This window comes from Mycobacterium zoologicum, assembly GCF_020181635.2.
Classification (GTDB): Bacteria; Actinomycetota; Actinomycetes; order Mycobacteriales; family Mycobacteriaceae; genus Mycobacterium; species Mycobacterium zoologicum.
This window is the reverse complement of the sequence record NZ_JAYJJS010000034.1, coordinates 20,496-37,115: the sequence shown is the minus strand read 5'-3', so window position 1 is coordinate 37,115 and position 16,620 is coordinate 20,496. Positions and strand designations below refer to the sequence as shown.

Sequence of the window (16,620 nt, the reverse complement as noted above, 5' to 3'; positions counted from 1 at the left end):
ATCGAACGGGGAGACACACATGGCCGATGAGAACACCACGGGCGGCGGGCACCCGCCGCGAATCCTGTTGCTGTACTACAGTTTCTCCGGGCAGTCACGCAAGGTGCTCGAAGCCGCAGGCGAGGTGTTCGCGCAGCGGGGCTGCGAGGTGGTCACCGCGGGTATCGAGTTCACCGATCCGCGGTATGCGCCGCGGTTCGCGCACTTCCCGATGCGGCGGGTGTGGCCGGACATGCTCAGCGTGCTCAAGGCACAGCAGAACGGCGAGACCGGTGAGATCCGCACCCCCGATGCGGTGCGGAATAGCGACTACGACCTGATCTGCATCGGTTCACCGACCTGGTGGAAGGCGCCCGCCATGCCGATTCGCTCTTTTCTGCAGACCGATGAGGCGCGAAAACTGTTGGACGGCAAGCCGTTTGCGGTGTTCACCGTGTGCCGCGAGTACTGGCAGGAGAACTACGCCGAAGTGGCCCGGCTGGGGGAGGAGTGCGGTGGCCGCTACACTGATGAGATCCACTTCACCTACCCGGGCGATCCGCTGCGCTCAATGCTGTCGCTGACCAGCTACCTGGGCAGCGGGCGGTACCGGAAGCGTTACCTGGGCCTGCGGCTGCCGCCCACCAATGTCCAGCCCGAGCAGCTCGACCGGGTCCGCACGTTCGCCGGGGGCCTGGCGAGCCGGCTGTTCGGCAGGGACAAGTAGATGCCCCGCTCATTCGACATCGTCTTCGAGTCGACGGCCACCGTCGAGCAGGTGCTGGCCGCGTTCGGCTCCCGGGACTACTGGCTGGCCCGCAACGCCGAGTTCGACGGCGGCGAGAAGGCCCTGGACTCACTGGCCGTCGAGCCGGACGGCGGCGTGCGGGTGGTCGTCACCGAGGATCTGCGGCACGGCGCACTGCCGGGGATGCTCACCAAGATCTACCGCGGCGACCTCAAGATCGTCACCACCGAGGTCTGGGCGCCCACCGCCGACGGCCGGGTGACCGGCGACATCGATGTCGCGGTGATCGGCGCTCCGGGCGGCGGGGGAGGCACCGCGGTGCTGGAGCCCACCGACAGCGGGTCGCGGATGGAGCTGACCGGCAACATCGAGTTCCGGCTGCCGCTGGTGGGCGGGCCCATCGAAAGTTTCCTGGCCAAGGAGTTCTCTCACGGCATTCCCGACATCCAGCGGTTCACCGCGCAGTGGGTCAGCGATCGGGCCGCCCAGTGACGGGCGCGCGCTTCACCCCGACCCACCTGCCGGCCACCGCCGACGCCCTGGCCGCCCTGAACATGCCGCTGGGCGAGGCGATGATGACCCAGCGTGCGGTGCGGCGGGTCTACTCCGACCCGGTCGACGACGCGGTGGTGCTCAAGTGCATCGAGCTGGCGCTGCGGGCGCCCACCGGCAATGACGGGCAGAACTGGGAGTTCATCGTCGTCAAAGACCGCCGGGTCAAGGAGGAGCTGGCCAAGCGCTACCGCCAGGCCTGGAAGCTCCAGCGCGACGTGGTGTTACGTCGCAAGATCAAGACCGACCCGACTATCGCCGGCATCGCCCGGGCCATGCAGTGGCAGATCGACCACTTCGCCGAGATCCCGGTGCTGGTGGTGGCCTGCCTGCGGCTGGGCGCCCGGGACGGCCGGCTGCCGGTGGTGCGGATGCCGCATATCGCCGAGTCCGCCTACTGGGGGTCTATCTATCCCAGTGTGCAGAACCTGTTGCTGGCCGCGCGTGCCATGGGGCTGGGCGCCTCGCTGATCACCCTGCCGCTGTGGAGTCAGCGTGCGGCGCGACGCATCCTCGGGCTGCCGCACGCCGTCACGCCGTGCTGTATCGTTCCGCTGGGCTGGCCGCGTGGCCGTTACGGGCCGACGAGTCGCCGGCCGGTGGGGGAGGTCGTGCACCTCGATGGTTACGGCAACCGGGCGTGGCTGAACGATTGATCCGAAAACAAACCTAAAGTTCCGCTTAGCGGACCTTATTCTGCAGGTCAATATAAATTGACTCGTACTCGCTTAGACACTGAACTGTTACACCTATATGCTGTCACGGTTCGGTCGGGACTCAAGGGGGACTTGTGAAGGATGTTGTGATGCGAGAGCGTCGCTCCGCAACTGGTGGTCGGCATCGAGCGGTGCCGCAGCGCAAGCTGGTGATGAGTGACCCGTTCCGTGCCCTGCAGCGTCAGAATATCCGGGGGGGTATCGCGGTCGCTGCAGCCGGCATCGTTGCAGCCACACCTGTCGTGGCGGTCTCACCGCTGGACGCCGCAGACTCAGTAGTCCGGCGCGCAACCCAGTTGGTGGCTGACGAGTCTTTGCTCAATGTGCCGTTGAACTTGGCTCAGGCGCTGTTCAACGCCCCCGCCAACTCGATCAATGGCCTGGATACGCTGGCGCAGTCCCTGCTGTTCAGCGGACCCTGGCTGGTCGGCAGCCCGACCAATGTCTGGGGTGAAGACCCCGGTGACCCGGCCCACTTCGAAGGTCTGGTGAACACGTTGGTGCCGTTCCCGGTGCTCTCCGGTGCGGGGCACGAGGATGACTTCATGTACCCCGGTCTGGGACAGCAGCTGTCTATGCTCCTCGCCGTCGAGATCCCGGCCGACAAGGTCTGTGAGAGCCTGTGGTGCTTGCCGGTCATGCCGACCAGCCCGATCACCGGCGTCACCGCGCTCGACCAGATGCTGTGGAGCCTGGCCATCATCACGGGGCTGCAGAAATTCCCGCTGATCGACAACTGGTTCCAGGTTCCGTTCTCGGAGATGACGGACGGCAACTCATACTTCTTCGACCCGACGTCGGTGCCCATGCAGGACGCGGGCATCGGGCACGACCAGTTCCTCTGGCAGGGCACCATCACGCCGGCGCAGGCACTGGAGAATCTCCAGAACAACCCGAACTACGACGAGATCATCGCTAACGATCCGGATCTCGTCTCCAGGATCGAAGCCATGGACCCTAACACGCCGCTGATGCCGTGGGCGGGTATGTCCTACTCGATGGACTTCCAGCAGCCGTTCGACAACTTCTGGGAGAGCCTCCAGCAGCCCTTCGACATGAGCAAGTTCGAGCTGCCCAACATCGTCGATCTGGGTCGCGCCATGCAGTCGCTTCTGGCCTCGTTCGCCATTGCGTTCAACCCGTTTGTGCCGGGCAGCCCGTTCTGCCCGGGTCCGTGTCTGTTCCCGGACCTCGACCCCGGCCACCACCTGCAGCCCACCTACTACATCGCGATCCAGGCGATCAGCGATATGTGGAAGGGAAACCCGGTGCTCGATGAGTGGCTGCACGACTATGCCGACGGCACCGCCAATATCTCGACACCGACGTTCATCTCGTCCGAAGCGAACCTCTGGCGCTGGAACCAGACCTGGTTCAACTTCGGCAACCCTGGGATGTCGGACCCCAGGGAGCTGCCGCCGTTCTTCGACTTCGGTCAGAACCTGCCGTCCCTCGACGAGATTCACCAGGGCATGAACAGTCTGCTGGGCGAAGGGACGGGCAACTACCTGTTCAACCTCTTCAGCAACGTCGGTATCTTCGCGCCGTTCGACATCGAGGGCACGTTGGCTGCACTGGCGGGTATTCCGCACGAACCCGTGGGGCTGCCCGACCCCGGTGAATACGTACTGGATGGCGAACCGTACACCCACCCGTACATCGGTGGGGCTGACGCTGACGCGTTCGACTGGTCCAGTTTGTTCAGCGGACTCGGCGTCTAGCGGGAGTTCTCCGTCCGGCAACGCATCGGTACGGGCGCATCACCGGCGGTTCGTCGGGTTCGCCACGCGTGCCCGGGTACGACGCGTTCGCGCGCAGGTAATGACGCGCCGGCCGTTCACCGCATTCTCAGCCTGCCGGTGAAGTACTCGAGCTGCACCGTCCGGCACCGATTTTGCGCTGTTTTGCCCCTGACGCCGTGCGATGACGCGGCCGGTGCGCCCTTCAGGTTGCGGTCTGACAGTTACCCGCTATGCTGCTGTCTGGCACAACTACGGAACTACTCAGGTTCCGGTTAGCTGAGTACCAGGACAAACCACTTCGGGGGGTAGAGGAACTATGAATCGCAATGTCACGTTGATTGGCGTGGTTGCTGGCGGCGTTTTGACGGCGATGGCGCTCTCGATGGGTTCGGCCAGTGCAGACGAGGTGCAGGACAGCCCGACCACCACCCCCGGCAACTACGGTCTCAACATTCCGAACCCGTTCGGCCTGACCCCGACCGCGGAGCCGGACATCACCGGGATGGTCGGCAACCCCTGGTATCAGCGCACCCTGTCGGGCACCCAGCTGTTCGACTTCGATTCGAAGAACATCGCGCCGTTCGTCCAGGACTTCATGACCAAGTACGTGACGGTGGACGGCGAACCCCTGGACCTGAAGGACTCCTCGTACCTCTTCGGTGGGCTCAATCTTCCCGTCATCGACACGATGGAGTTCTACACCTCGCAGCAGCAGATCATTCTGCCCCGGGAGTATTTCGAGAATCTGGACACCAACGTCGAGTGGGGTGTGATCAACATCCATAACTTCGGCAACTTCTTCGGGCCCTGGGGATACGTCTACATCGACCTGGTCGGCGCCGGTAATGTCGGTCCCACCGACGATGCGATCGGCACCTGGATCACCACGCCGTTCGGTGCGTTCGATGTCTCCTGGCTGGAGAACGGCTCGCTCTTCGGTTCGCCCTACATCGAGTCGCAGTTGTTTGATGTCTCTGACTTCAACCCCGGCGCCGGCTGGGCCGACAGCGTGGAGATTCCCGGCCCGCTGTGGCCGTTCTGACCTAGGTCCCGGTCCTCGGCGTGCTTGAGCTGATCGACCGGGGGCAGACCAGCGCGGCCCATCCGGTTCCGCTGCTGTTCGTGCACGGTGCCTGGCACGGCGCTTGGTGCTGGGCGGAGAATTTTCTGGACTACTTTGCCGACCGTGGCTATCGGGCGGTGGCACTGAGTTTCCGCGGGCACGGCGGCAGCGGTTCGGACAAGCCGCTGCGGGCCTGCTCGGTCACCGACTATGTCGCCGACATCGCCGAGGCCGCCGCAGGCCTGCCGGCGGCTCCGGTGGTCATCGGTCACTCGATGGGCGGATTCATCGTGCAGAAGTATCTGGAGACCCATGACGCGCCCGCCGGGGTGCTGCTGACATCGATGCCTCCGCAGGGCAACCTCGGATCCGCCCGGCGCTGGCTGCGGCATCGACCGTGGCACTTCATCAAGATGATGGTCACGGGTCGCGCGCTGCCGTATATCAGCACTCCTGAGCTGGCCCGGGAGCGGTTCTTCTCCCCGGGGACGCCGGAGGACATGGTGGTGAAGTACGCGGCGCGCCTGCAGGAGGAGAGCTCTCGGATCGGGGTGGACTGCGCGGTGCTGCGCTTACCGCGACCGGACCGCGTCGCCACGCCGCTGTTGGTCCTGGGCGCCGACGACGACGGTGCGCACACCCGCGACGAAGTTCTGGCGACTGCGCGGGCCTATGGGACCACCGCCGAGTTCTTTCCGGCGATGGGCCACGACATGATGCTCGAGCCTGGCTGGGAAGCGGTCGCCGACCGTATCGACGGCTGGCTGACCGACCGCGGGCTGTAACCGGAGCCGTCGGCCCGAATGCCGTTGTGCTGGTCGGCCGATCGGGTATTTCGCTCTCTGTATACTCGCTGCGTGTCAGTACCGTCCCCGCACCCGGATGCCCGGGCCGTAGTCACCGGAGCGTCCCACGGAATCGGTGAGGCGCTGGCCGCCGAGCTGGCGGCCCGTGGTCATAGCCTCATCATCACCGCCCGGCGCGAAGAGCTGCTCAACGACCTCGCAGCCAGGCTAGCCGATAAGCATCACGTCACGGTCGAAGTGCGGCCGGCTGATCTGGCCGACGCCGCTGCGCGAGCAGCGCTGCGCGACGAGCTGGCGTCCCGTCACATCTCGATACTGTGCGCCAACGCCGGCGCTGCCACCATCGGGCCGGTTTCGCAGCTGGACGCGGCGGGGGAGCGTGATCTGGTCCAACTCAACGCTGCGGGGGTCCACGACCTGGTACTGGCGGTCCTGCCTGGAATGCTCGAGCGAGGTTCCGGCGGCATCCTGATGTCCGGTTCGACGGCGGGCAATGCGCCGATTCCCAACAACGCCACCTATGCGGCCACCAAGGCCTTCATCAACAGTTTCAGTGAGTCCCTGCATTGCGAATTGCGAGGCTCGGGGGTACACGTGACCTTGCTGGCGCCCGGTCCGGTGCGTACCTTCACCGTCGAGTCGGTCGACGAGGCGACCACCAGCAAGCTGGTGCCCGACTATCTGTGGGTCTCACCCGAGCAGGCCGCGAAGGTCTCCCTGGACGGCTTGGCGCGCAACAAGATGCGCGTGGTTCCCGGCTTGCCCGCGAAGGTCATGTCGGTCACCAACCAGTACGCGCCGCGCAGCATCATTGCGCCGATCGTCGGGCGGGTTTACCGCCAGCTGGCCGGCGGCTGATGATACGGGGATTCGCGGGCAAGGTCGCCGCCGTCACCGGGGCCGGGTCCGGGATCGGCCAGGCGTTGGCCGTGGAACTGGCCCGCGCCGGAGCCAGGGTCGCCATCAGCGATGTCGATGCCGACGGATTGGCCCGCACTCACCAGCAGCTGACCGCGATGGGTGCCGACGTGCTGGCCGATCGGCTCGACGTGGCCGACCGGGCCGCCTTCCTGGCCTACGCCGACCGGGTCGCCGAGCACTTCGGCGGCATCAACCAGATCTACAACAATGCCGGCATTGCGTTCTTCGGCGACATCGAGATCACCAGTTTCGAGGAGTTCGAACGGGTGATGAACATCGACTTCTGGGGTGTGGTCAACGGCACCAAAGCTTTTCTGCCGCACCTGATCGCCTCCCGCGACGGTCATGTGGTGAATGTTTCCAGCGCCTTCGGGTTGTTCGCGCTGCCGGGACAGGCGGCCTACAACTCGGCCAAGTTCGCCGTCCGCGGATTCACCGAGGCGTTGCGCCAGGAGATGGCGCTGGCCAAGCATCCGGTGAAGGTGACCGCGGTGTTTCCGGGGGGCACCAAAACCTCGTTCATCGACAACATGGCTGCGGCCGAGTACCTGGGCGAGGTCGACCTGGTCAGCCGCTATGACAAGCGGGGCTGGACCACTTCGCCGGAGCGCGCCGCGCAGGTCATTCTGCGCGCGGTACGCCGCAATCAACCCCGCATCCTGGTCGGTCCCGACACCAAGATTCTGGACCTGTTGCTGCGGCTCACCGGGTCGGCCTACCAACGGGTGGTTCCGCCCCTGGCGGCACGGCTCGTCCCGCCCCCGACACGTTCGGCCCCCTAGCCCGGCTACCTGGTCGGCGCCGGGCTGCGTCGGTCAGTCCTTGGTGAAGCAGTACAGCCGGTAGACGAACTCGCCGTTCTTCAGTGCACCGTTGAACGTCCAGTCGGTTGCGGCGCTGGCGAATCGGGCCAGGCCACCGTGGTGAGCGATCTTCTCCTGCTTGCGGCCCAGGTTGTTCTCGTTGCCGCGCAGCACGTCCATGCTGATGTCCTCTTGCGTCACCAGCCGCAGTCCGGTGGCGGCCAGCTCGGCATCCCACTGCGGCAGCTCGCTACGCCGGCGGAAGTCGGTGTAGAGGAAGTGCCCGCCGGGGGCCAGCACGCGCGCCGCGCCGTTGAAGAACTTCGCCGGGTGCGGGTACAGGTGCGATGCCTCCACTTGGAACACCACGTCGAACGAGCCGTCCTCGAACGGCAGGTTCTCGGCATCGCCGAGCACGAAGTCCATTCCGGGCAGCTGGTGACGCTCCCGGCAGAACTCGATGGCGGTCGGGTTGAGGTCCAGGCCGGTGTAAGAGGCTGGCTTGAAGGTGCGGGCCACGTACGAGGCGCCGCCACCGTGGCCGCAGCTTACCTCGAGCACCTTCTTGCCGGCCATGTCAGCCAAGGCGGCGGTGCGGTGGTATTGCTGAATGAAGAACCGGTTGGGCTCGTCGGACGCATCCAGCGGAATCGCCATCGCCGGGTCTTCTTCGTAGCCGTAGTTCAAGAACAGCCAGTCGTCACCGCTGAGCAGCTTGGTCTGGGTGGAGAAGCGCTTGGTCACGAACGAGGTGAACAGCAGGTGGTAGACGAACGGGTTCGTCATGACGCGGTGGGAGACCGGATTGAATATCAGGCGGTTCATCGTGACCATCCGGCCAGTATTTCATGGCCGGGCTGCCGCAGCGGTGGGTGGGTGAGGGGGGTGGCAGCGCTCACAGGCCGCCCGTCGACCGCCCATCGGCGACGATCGACGTTCCCTCGCCCGCGAGCTCCCCGTCGGCGAGCACCAATTCGACGGGCAGGTGCTCCAGGCCACGCATGGTCGCGTTGACCAGGTAGCGATAGTCCCCGTCCAATCGGATGGCCTTGACATGGGGGATGAGCTGGGTGAGCACGCGGCCGACCTCGATGCGGGTCAGGTGCGTGCCCAGGCAGTAGTGCGCGCCGCCGCCGAACGCCAGGTGGTCGGTCGGATTGCGGTCCAGGTCGAACGTGTCGGGATCCGGGTAGTGCTGCGGGTCGCGGTTGGCGGCCGCGTAGAGCACCAGCACCCGCGCCCCGGCCGGGATGGTGTGCTCGCCGACCTGGTAATCGCGGGTTGCGGTCCGGTAGAACCCCTGCACCGGCGAGACCAGCCGCAGCTGCTCCTCGATGGCAGCGGGAATCAACTCCGGGTTCTCCCGCAGCCGGGCGTAGACATCCGGGCGCTGCGCCAGCGTCAGGAACAACCCGGAGATCAGGTTCGTCGTCGTCTCACTGCCGGCCCCGACCAGCATCGACGCCGTCCAGAACACCTCGTCGTCGGAGAGCGTGTCCTCACCGCTGGGAGCCGCCAGCATCGAGATCAGGTCGTCGCCAGGGGTGGCGCGGCGTTCCTTGATCATCGGGTCGAGGCTGGCGTACATGGCGTTGACCGCCTGGCTTGAGCGCATGTTCATCGCCATGCCCCGCGGGGTCAGCGGCGCGAACGCCGCCTCGTTGATGGTGTCCGCCCATTCCAGGAACTGGTGACGGTCCTCCTGCGGAATGGCCAGCATCATCGTGATCAGCCGGTTCGGCAGGGGCTTGGCCAGGTCCGCCACGATCTCTACCCGGCCGCGTTCGATCATCGCGGCGACGAGCTCGTCGGCGGCACGGTTGATGTTGATCTCCCACGACTTCATCGCGCGGGGGGTGAACGCCCGCGACACCGACCGGCGCAACCGGGTGTGCACCGGCGGGTCGGTGGCGTTCATGGTCTGCAGGCGCACCCGGAACCGGGCCTGGCTCTCCGCCGAGGACAACGCCTCGTCGTCACGCAACGCCTGGCGGACCTCGTCGTAGCCCGGCAGGATCCAGATGCCGCGTTTGCGGCTGTACCAGACCTTCGACCCGGACAGTAAGGTGCGGTAGCCGGGATACGGGTCGGCCATGGTCTCGGGCGCGAACGGGTCGAAATCGGTCAGCGGAGCCGTCTCGCGACGCGTCAGCACATATCGGTAGGCGGTCGCCCGGTCGCGGGCCACGCCGATCAGCCCGTCGGTGCCGATCTTGAGCAGGCTGGCGCGAAATCGAAGCCGGCGCCTCAACTGCTTCAGGTCCATGTGGCTAGCCCCTCGTCACGAATGTCAGGTCCCCACAGCGGATGACCGCAGGCCACCCTAACCCGGTCTTGTTCACCGGCTGAAGGGACGTCGGTCACCAAAAAAATCGCCGGAGCGGGGGGACTGGTGTCCCGGCCCGCTCCGGCGATCCGACGATTCGGCTACGTCAGTCCTTGACGAGGTCGAAGATGCGGTAGGTGATCTCGCCGCGGTCCAGGTCGCGGTAGAACAGCGAGCCCTCGACCACGGCGAACTCCCGGGCGAAGCGGCGCAAGAAGAACGGCATCCGCTCGTTGATCAACGCGTTGGAGCGCGGCGAGTTCGCCGCCAGGCCACGCACGACCTCACGGCTGATGTCGCGCTCGTTGACCAGCCGCAGCGGCGGGGTGGCCAAGGTCTGCTGCCAGGACTCGATTTCGTCCTTGTAGCGGAAGTCGGTGTGCAGGAAGTGCCCGCCGGGACGCAGCACCCGGCCCACCTCGCGGACGAACTGGGCGAAGTCGGGGTAGATGTGCGAGGCCTCGACGTTGACCACCGCGTCGAACGAGTTGTCCGGGAACGGCAGGTTCAGAGCGTCACCCTGGACGAAGTCCAGGCCCTTCACCTGGTGGCGCTTCTGGCAGAAGGCCACACCGTCGGGGTTGAAGTCCAGGCCGGTGTAGGAGGCGGGCGCCAGCGTGCGGGCCAGGAAGGATGCACCGCCGCCGTGGCCGGAGCTGCACTCGAGGACGTTCTTGCCGGCCAAGTCGATCTGGGTGGCGGTCTGGTGGTAGAGCTGGATCGAGTAGCGGTTCTCTTCGTCGTCGGCGTCGAGCTTGAGGCCCAGCGGAGGGTCCTGTTCGTAGCCCCAGTTGAGGAAGACGACGTCGTCGTGCCCCATCCGCTTGGTCATGAACGGGTACCAGTATTTGAAGGCCTTCTTGTACAGCGGCATCGCAGAGATCCGGTAGACCAGATCAGCACCGACTTTTTCCAAGGTTGCAGACGGGGAAAGAACCATACCGGAAGTATCGCATAGCTCCGAGGGTGCTTCAGACCACGGTGATCGAGGCCGGCTGCTGGGTGCGCTGCGGCTCGCCGCGGTAGCGCGATGCCGACCCGTTGATCCGGCACAGCCGCCACATCAGCCGCCCGGCGGGATTCATCAGGCCGATGTCGGTGCAGAGCATGCGAATGTCGGCGAACGTGTCCTGGAATGCCTGGCGCGTCTCGGGCGCGCCGGTCAGCAACTGCTTGCGCACCGAACGCGGCACCTCGAAGCGCCGGAAGAAGCTGCGCGGCGGCAACATCATCGGCTTGGCCAGCACCCGCATCACGAACGGTACGTACAGCGACATCCAGAACCGGTTGAGTCGCCACACGTTCGGGACACGCTTGCGCAGGTAGGCGTCGGCGAACGAGATGTGACGTGCCTCCTCGGCGACGTGGATGGCCATCACTCTCTCGACGATGGGATGCAGGGAATCCGGCCCGCGCAGGGCGTTGGTCTGCATGACATCCACCGGTACCTCACCGGCCAGCACGCCGAAGAAGAAACAGTTGGGGAACGGGCCGGCATACAGCGGCATCAACGGTGACAGCCACCGCATCCACCACTGCATCCCGGGAACGTCGAAACCGACGCGATTCACCAGCTCCTGGAACATCAGGACGTGGTTGCACTCCTCGATGGATTCGTGCATGCAGTAGCGGTGTTCGGGGGAGCCGTTGGGCACCCGGGACGCGTACTGGACCAGGCCACGGATCAGCATGCTCTCGAACTGCAAGGAGACCTTGGCGATATTGGCCTGCCGCCACATCCCGATGGCGATCTGCTTGTCCAGCGGCTGGCTGCGGTACCAATCGGAGCGTCCGAGCGGGTCATGAGTGAGAACCCAGCGCGGGTCATCGGGGGTGATGGCGTACTCGGGGGCGTCCCAGTCGATGTCGAGGTAGGGGTCGAAGCGGCGTCGCACGGAGCTTTCCGACAGACTCGTCAGCGTCGCCACGTACTGGGCATCGGCGGTGACATCCAGGTTGCGGCGGTACCGGGCAATCGCGCAACCAACTGTGGCCAGTATCAACCCGACAACAAACAAGCCGCTCAGCGGCCCGATGATGCCCATCCAGGTTGACATTGGCCAATCTCTCCGTCCGACCCGCGCCCCAAGAGTGCGCGGCTGGGCAGAAGCTTACAGTCGAGTTTGGCAAAACACTAAGGCCTGACTCGCCACTGTGGTGTGATTGCTGCCATCCTGCGGCCAATCCGCAACGATGCGGCGCCCGAAATTTCACCTTCGGGCGTGGCCGGTTGCGGTCCGGCTGAGCTGCTCGACCAGCGGGATCGTGCGCCATTGCGGTACCGTGTTGGCCTTATGGGGACCCAGCAATACGACGCCATCATCGTAGGCGCGGGCTTTGGTGGAATCGGTACGGCGATCCAACTCAACAAGCTGGGCTACGAGAACATCCTGATCGTCGACCGCCTGGACGGGCTCGGTGGAACATGGCGCGTCAACCATTACCCGGGGCTCTCCGTCGACCAGCCCTCTACTACTTATTCCTACTGGTTCGAACCCAACCCCACCTGGTCGCGGCTGTTCGCCCCCGGTAATGAGGTCCAGGCCTACGCAGAGCATGTGGCCGAGAAGTATGACGTGACGCGCTTCATGCGCTTCAACACCACCGTCGACGGCGCCCAGTGGGACGACGAGGCTCAGGCCTGGCGGGTGGCCCTGGCCGGCGGTGAGACATTGACGTCGCAGTTCCTCATCGTTGCCACCGGCTTCCTGTGCCAGCCAAAGATTCCAGATATCCCCGGTATCGAGTCATTCGCCGGCCATGTTGTGCACACCGCGGAGTGGGACCACGACTACTCGATGGCCGGACGCCGGGCAGCCGTCATCGGAACAGGTTCCACCGGGATCCAGGTGATCCCCGAACTGGCCAAAGAGGTCGCCGATCTGACGGTGTATCAGCGCACCCCGATCCTGGTGACGCCCAAGTCCGACGTGGTGTTCCCGCCGGTGGTGCAGCGGATGTTCGCCCGAGTGCCGTTCACCCAGCGCATTGTGCGGTGGCTGACCGACAACACCACGGACTTCATGATGGTCCTGACGATGTGGCGCTACCGGCGCTTCAAATTTCTCAACAAGGCGATGGCGGCCCAATCAGCGCTGCATCGGCGCCGCGCGGTGCGGAATCGTGAACTCGCCGACAAGATGCGGCCCGATTTCGACTTCGGCTGCAAGCGTCCGTCGATCTCCAACGACTACTACCCGACCTTCGCCAGGCCGAATGTGCACCTGGTCACCGAGGGGATCGAACGGATCGAGCCCGACGGCGTCGTGGCGCGCGACGGCACCAAGCGCGAGATCGACACCCTGGTGCTGGCGACGGGATACGACGTCTGGGAGGGCAACCTGCCGGCCATCGAGGTGATCGGTCGCGGCGGTCGCAACCTGGGCAAATGGTGGCGCGAGACCCGGTTCCAGGCCTATCAGGGCATGACAGCCCCGCAGTTCCCGAACTTCATCAACATGGCCAGCCCGTTCTCCTGGGTGGGGTTGTCCTGGTTCAACACCGTGGAGTATCAGACCCGACACATGAACCGGCTCTTCGGTGAGCTGCAGCGCCGGCAGGCGCGCACCTTCGAGGTGACCGAAGAGGCCAATGCCGCGTTCTACGAGCGGATGATGGGCCTGCTGGACAGCTCGGTGTTCCATTTGGGCAACTGCGCGACCTCGAACTCCTACTGGTTCAACCAGCACACCGGGGAGGCCCCACTGTTCCGGCCGACCTCGGTGCGCAGCGCGGTGAAAGAGCAGGATCGCTTCCCGCTGACTGACTACCTGATCGGGTAATTTCTGCCGTCGCGGTCCTGAACTGGGGGTTAAAGTGATCGCTTGGGTATTTCGTCTGATGAGGGGCCGATGAAGATACACCACCTGAGTCGTAGTCGGTCGTCCGCAGCAGAAGCGGTCCGCAGGTTCGCGCTCCCCATCATCCTGGGCTGGGTCGCGATCGCGATGCTGGTGAGTCTCGCTGTTCCGTCACTGGAGCAGGTCGCCAAAGAGCACCCGGTGTCTTTGAATGCCACGGACGCCCCCTCGGTTCAAGCGATGGCGCGGCTGGGGCACGTCTTCGCCGAATCCAACTCCGACAGTGGAGCGACGATAGTCATCGAAGGTGACGAGCCTCTCGGCGAAGCCGCCCACCACTACTACAACGAGCTGATCGCCCAGCTCAACGCCGACACCAAACACATCGAGCACATCCAGGACTTTTGGGGGGATCCACTCACCGCCGGCGGCGCCCAGAGCGCAGATGGCAAAGCGGCTCTGGTGCAGCTGAACCTGGCGGGCAATCAGGGCGGGGTTCTGTCCAACGAGTCCGTAAATGCAGTCCGTGACGTCGTGAATCGCACACCGCCTCCGGCGGGAGTGCGGGCGTACGTGACCGGCCCCGCGGCCTTCCTGACCGACATGAACGAAAGCGGCGACCGCGCCGTCCTGAAGATCATGCTGGCCACCATCTCGGTCATCACGCTGATGCTGATGCTGCTCTACCGCTCGTTTAGCACTGTCGCACTGCTGCTGGCCGTAGTCGGGATCGAGCTGGCCGCGGCGCGCGGGATCGTCGCCTTTTTGGGCCATGTCGGACTGATCGGACTGTCCACGTTCGCGATCAACATCCTGGTGACGTTGGCGATAGCGGCCGGTACCGACTACGGCATCTTTTACATCGGCCGCTATCACGAGGCCCGGCACGCCGGTGAGGACCCGGAGGCGGCGTACTACACCACCTACCGTGGAGTCGCCCATGTGGTGCTGGCATCCGGACTGACGATCGCCGGCGCCACACTGTGCCTGAGCTTTACCCGGTTGCCGGCCTTCCAGACCATGGCCATCCCTTGCGCGGTCGGCATGCTGGTCGCGGTGGCGGTCTCGCTGACTCTGGTTCCTGCGGTCATGACGGTGGCCAGTCGCCACGGACTGCTCGAACCCCGCCGCAAGATGTCGGAGCGTGGTTGGCGCAAGATCGGCACCGCGATCGTGCGGTGGCCGGGGCCGATCTTCGTGGCCGCCTGCGCGGTCGCACTCATCGGCCTGCTGGCGCTGCCCGGCTACCAGGTGAGCTACAAGGACCCGTCGTTCATCCCGCAGGATACTCCGGCCAACATCGGGTGGGCGGCGGCGTCGCGGCACTTCCCCGAGTCCAGCCTGCTGCCGGAGATAGTGCTGGTCGAAGCCAATCACGACATGCGCAACTCGGCGGATTTCCTGGTGCTCAACAAACTGGCCAAGAGTATCTTCGCGATCGAAGGTGTGGCCATGGTGCAAGGGGTGACTCGGCCCGAAGGCACGCCGCTCGGGCACACCTCCATCCCCTTCTTGCTCAGCATGCAGAACGCCGGGCAGATGCAGAACCTGGACTTCGTCAAGAACCGGGTCGCCGATATGCGCAAACAGGCCGACGATCTCGAGGGCACTATCAACTCACTGCAACGGATGTACGGCCTCATGCAGCAGATGGGCGCCAACGCCCACGACGCGACCGGTGTCTCGCGCGAGGCAATGGATGTGGCCGCCGAGATGCGCCAACACATGGCTGATTTCAACGAATCGTCCAAGGCGTTGCGCGAAACGGTTTCCCCGCAACAGGATTGCCGTACTGACCCGACCTGCTTGTCGTTGCGGTCGGCATACGCCTCGATGGACAGCGCCAATCAACTCACCGACAAACTCAACGAGTTGGCGCCGGTGATGAACAACATCGATACGGTGACGCCGCAGCTGCTGGAGATGATGCCGGCGCAGATCGCCGCGATGCGCAGTCTGCAGACCATGATGCTGACGATGAACAGCACCATGTCCGGGATCATGGCGCAAGCAGAGGAAGTCGGTGGAGACTCGGCGGCGATGGGCCAAGATTTTGACGCGGCCAAGAGCGACGACTCGTTCTATCTGCCCCGGGAGGCGTTCGACAACCCCGACTTCAAACGGGTGATCCAGCTGTTCCTGTCACCGGACGGCCACGCGGCGCGGTTCTTCGTCACCCACGACGGGTATCCGGGCACGCCGGAAGGGATGGCGCGGTCCGGCCTGATCAAGAAGGCTGCCACCGAATCCCTCAAGGGAACACCCCTATCGGGCGCCACGATCTCTGTGACCGGCACCGCCGCGCTCTTCAGTGACCTGCAGGGGATCGCCGACTACGATCTCCTCATCGCCGGAATCACTTCGCTGGCAATCATTTTCATCATCATGCTGTTGATCACCCGCAGTTTCATCGCATCGTTGGTGATCGTCGGGACGGTGCTGGCCTCGCTGGGGGCATCGGTCGGGTTGTCAGTATTGGTGTGGCAGTACATCTTCGGCGTCAACCTGCACTGGATGGTGATGGTGATGTCGGTGATCATCCTGTTGGCGGTCGGCTGTGACTACAACTTGCTGCTGGTTGCTCGTTTCAAAGAGGAGATGGGCGCGGGGCTCAAGACCGGCATCATCCGGACTATGGGCGGCACCGGCAAGGTGGTCACCGCAGCCGGGTTGGTGTTCGCCTTCACCATGGCGTCCATGCTGGTCAGTGACCTGAGGGTGGTGGGCCAGGTCGGTACCACCATCGGACTCGGCCTGCTGTTCGACACCCTCATCGTGCGTTCGTTCATGATGCCGTCCGTTGCGGCGTTGCTCGGCCGGTGGTTCTGGTGGCCGTTGAACGTGCGGGAGCATCCCGCACGGGCGCGGCGCCAGGCCGTGCCGGTTGCTGCCACTGTTCAGGCCGACGCGGAAGACCGGACGTTCGAGGATATGGTCGCCTCGGCATTCCCGGAATTGTCGGGACGGCCCGGGCAGCCGGCCGACGAGCGGCCCGCGGAGACCCTGTCGGTGACTCAACCGCCGGAGGAAGAGACCGAGCGCTGAGCTGCCCCTGATCCGCCTCTGGCCAGCGCACTGCACGATGGACTACATTTAGACAAGTCCTGATTGTAGAAAATAGTTGCGGGTTCCGGCTCCGGCGGTGTCCGCATCGGTGGAGGAGT

14 protein-coding genes are annotated in these 16,620 nt (G+C 64.9%); 10 read left to right on the top strand and 4 right to left on the bottom strand.

What is annotated here, in order from left to right; genetic code table 11:
• Positions 1-19 precede the first annotated feature (19 nt).
• From K6T84_RS20865 to K6T84_RS20830, 8 genes are all read left to right on the top strand, one after another.
• Entirely contained in the window at positions 20-706 is a 687-nt protein-coding gene (locus K6T84_RS20865; protein WP_224860488.1) for a flavodoxin family protein, read from the top strand.
• Positions 707-1,219: a DUF2505 domain-containing protein gene (locus K6T84_RS20860; RefSeq protein ID WP_225396283.1), complete on the top strand. Its 513-nt coding sequence runs from the start codon at positions 707-709 to the stop codon at positions 1,217-1,219.
• 62 nt (positions 1,220-1,281) lie between these two features.
• A complete protein-coding gene (locus K6T84_RS20855) occupies positions 1,282-1,935 on the top strand; it encodes a nitroreductase family protein (protein WP_224865799.1) in 654 nt (217 codons plus the stop codon).
• Positions 1,936-2,126: 191 nt separating this feature from the next.
• Positions 2,127-3,716: a hypothetical protein gene (locus K6T84_RS20850; RefSeq protein WP_329786818.1), complete on the top strand. Its 1,590-nt coding sequence runs from the start codon at positions 2,127-2,129 to the stop codon at positions 3,714-3,716.
• Between the two features lie 364 nt (positions 3,717-4,080).
• The gene (locus tag K6T84_RS20845) at positions 4,081-4,779 is read left to right on the top strand and encodes a hypothetical protein (RefSeq protein ID WP_224860482.1); all 699 of its coding nucleotides are present in this window, start codon (positions 4,081-4,083) and stop codon (positions 4,777-4,779) included.
• Positions 4,780-4,799: 20 nt separating this feature from the next.
• Positions 4,800-5,585, top strand: a complete 786-nt coding sequence (locus tag K6T84_RS20840) for an alpha/beta hydrolase (RefSeq protein WP_225400133.1) — start codon at positions 4,800-4,802, stop codon at positions 5,583-5,585.
• Positions 5,586-5,657: 72 nt separating this feature from the next.
• Positions 5,658-6,464: a mycolate reductase gene (cmrA, locus tag K6T84_RS20835; RefSeq protein WP_225400132.1), complete on the top strand. Its 807-nt coding sequence runs from the start codon at positions 5,658-5,660 to the stop codon at positions 6,462-6,464.
• Between the two features lie 2 nt (positions 6,465-6,466).
• Positions 6,467-7,309 carry an SDR family NAD(P)-dependent oxidoreductase gene (locus tag K6T84_RS20830; protein WP_224865798.1) on the top strand — a complete coding sequence of 281 codons (843 nt, stop codon included), beginning with the start codon at positions 6,467-6,469 and terminating at the stop codon, positions 7,307-7,309.
• A gap of 33 nt (positions 7,310-7,342) precedes the next feature.
• On the opposite strand, the gene K6T84_RS20825 is transcribed toward K6T84_RS20830, so the two are convergent.
• The 4 genes from K6T84_RS20825 to K6T84_RS20810 all read right to left on the bottom strand — a co-directional run bounded on the left by K6T84_RS20825 (position 7,343) and on the right by K6T84_RS20810 (position 11,713).
• The gene (locus K6T84_RS20825; RefSeq protein ID WP_224860477.1) at positions 7,343-8,155 is read right to left on the bottom strand and encodes a phthiotriol/phenolphthiotriol dimycocerosates methyltransferase; all 813 of its coding nucleotides are present in this window, start codon (positions 8,153-8,155) and stop codon (positions 7,343-7,345) included.
• Positions 8,156-8,225: 70 nt separating this feature from the next.
• Entirely contained in the window at positions 8,226-9,596 is a 1,371-nt protein-coding gene (locus K6T84_RS20820) for a cytochrome P450 (RefSeq protein ID WP_225400131.1), read from the bottom strand.
• Between the two features lie 166 nt (positions 9,597-9,762).
• Positions 9,763-10,530 carry a phthiotriol/phenolphthiotriol dimycocerosates methyltransferase gene (locus K6T84_RS20815; protein ID WP_224865797.1) on the bottom strand — a complete coding sequence of 256 codons (768 nt, stop codon included), beginning with the start codon at positions 10,528-10,530 and terminating at the stop codon, positions 9,763-9,765.
• A 97-nt stretch (positions 10,531-10,627) separates the two neighbouring features.
• Positions 10,628-11,713, bottom strand: coding sequence for an AurF N-oxygenase family protein (locus tag K6T84_RS20810; RefSeq protein ID WP_224860473.1), 1,086 nt, complete (start codon positions 11,711-11,713; stop codon positions 10,628-10,630).
• A gap of 237 nt (positions 11,714-11,950) precedes the next feature.
• Between K6T84_RS20810 and K6T84_RS20805 the strand changes: the two genes are divergently transcribed.
• Together K6T84_RS20805 and K6T84_RS20800 are read left to right on the top strand one after the other, a co-directional pair.
• Positions 11,951-13,438, top strand: a complete 1,488-nt coding sequence (locus K6T84_RS20805) for a flavin-containing monooxygenase (protein ID WP_224860471.1) — start codon at positions 11,951-11,953, stop codon at positions 13,436-13,438.
• Between the two features lie 69 nt (positions 13,439-13,507).
• Entirely contained in the window at positions 13,508-16,501 is a 2,994-nt protein-coding gene (locus K6T84_RS20800) for an MMPL/RND family transporter (RefSeq protein WP_304621255.1), read from the top strand.
• Positions 16,502-16,620 lie beyond the last annotated feature (119 nt).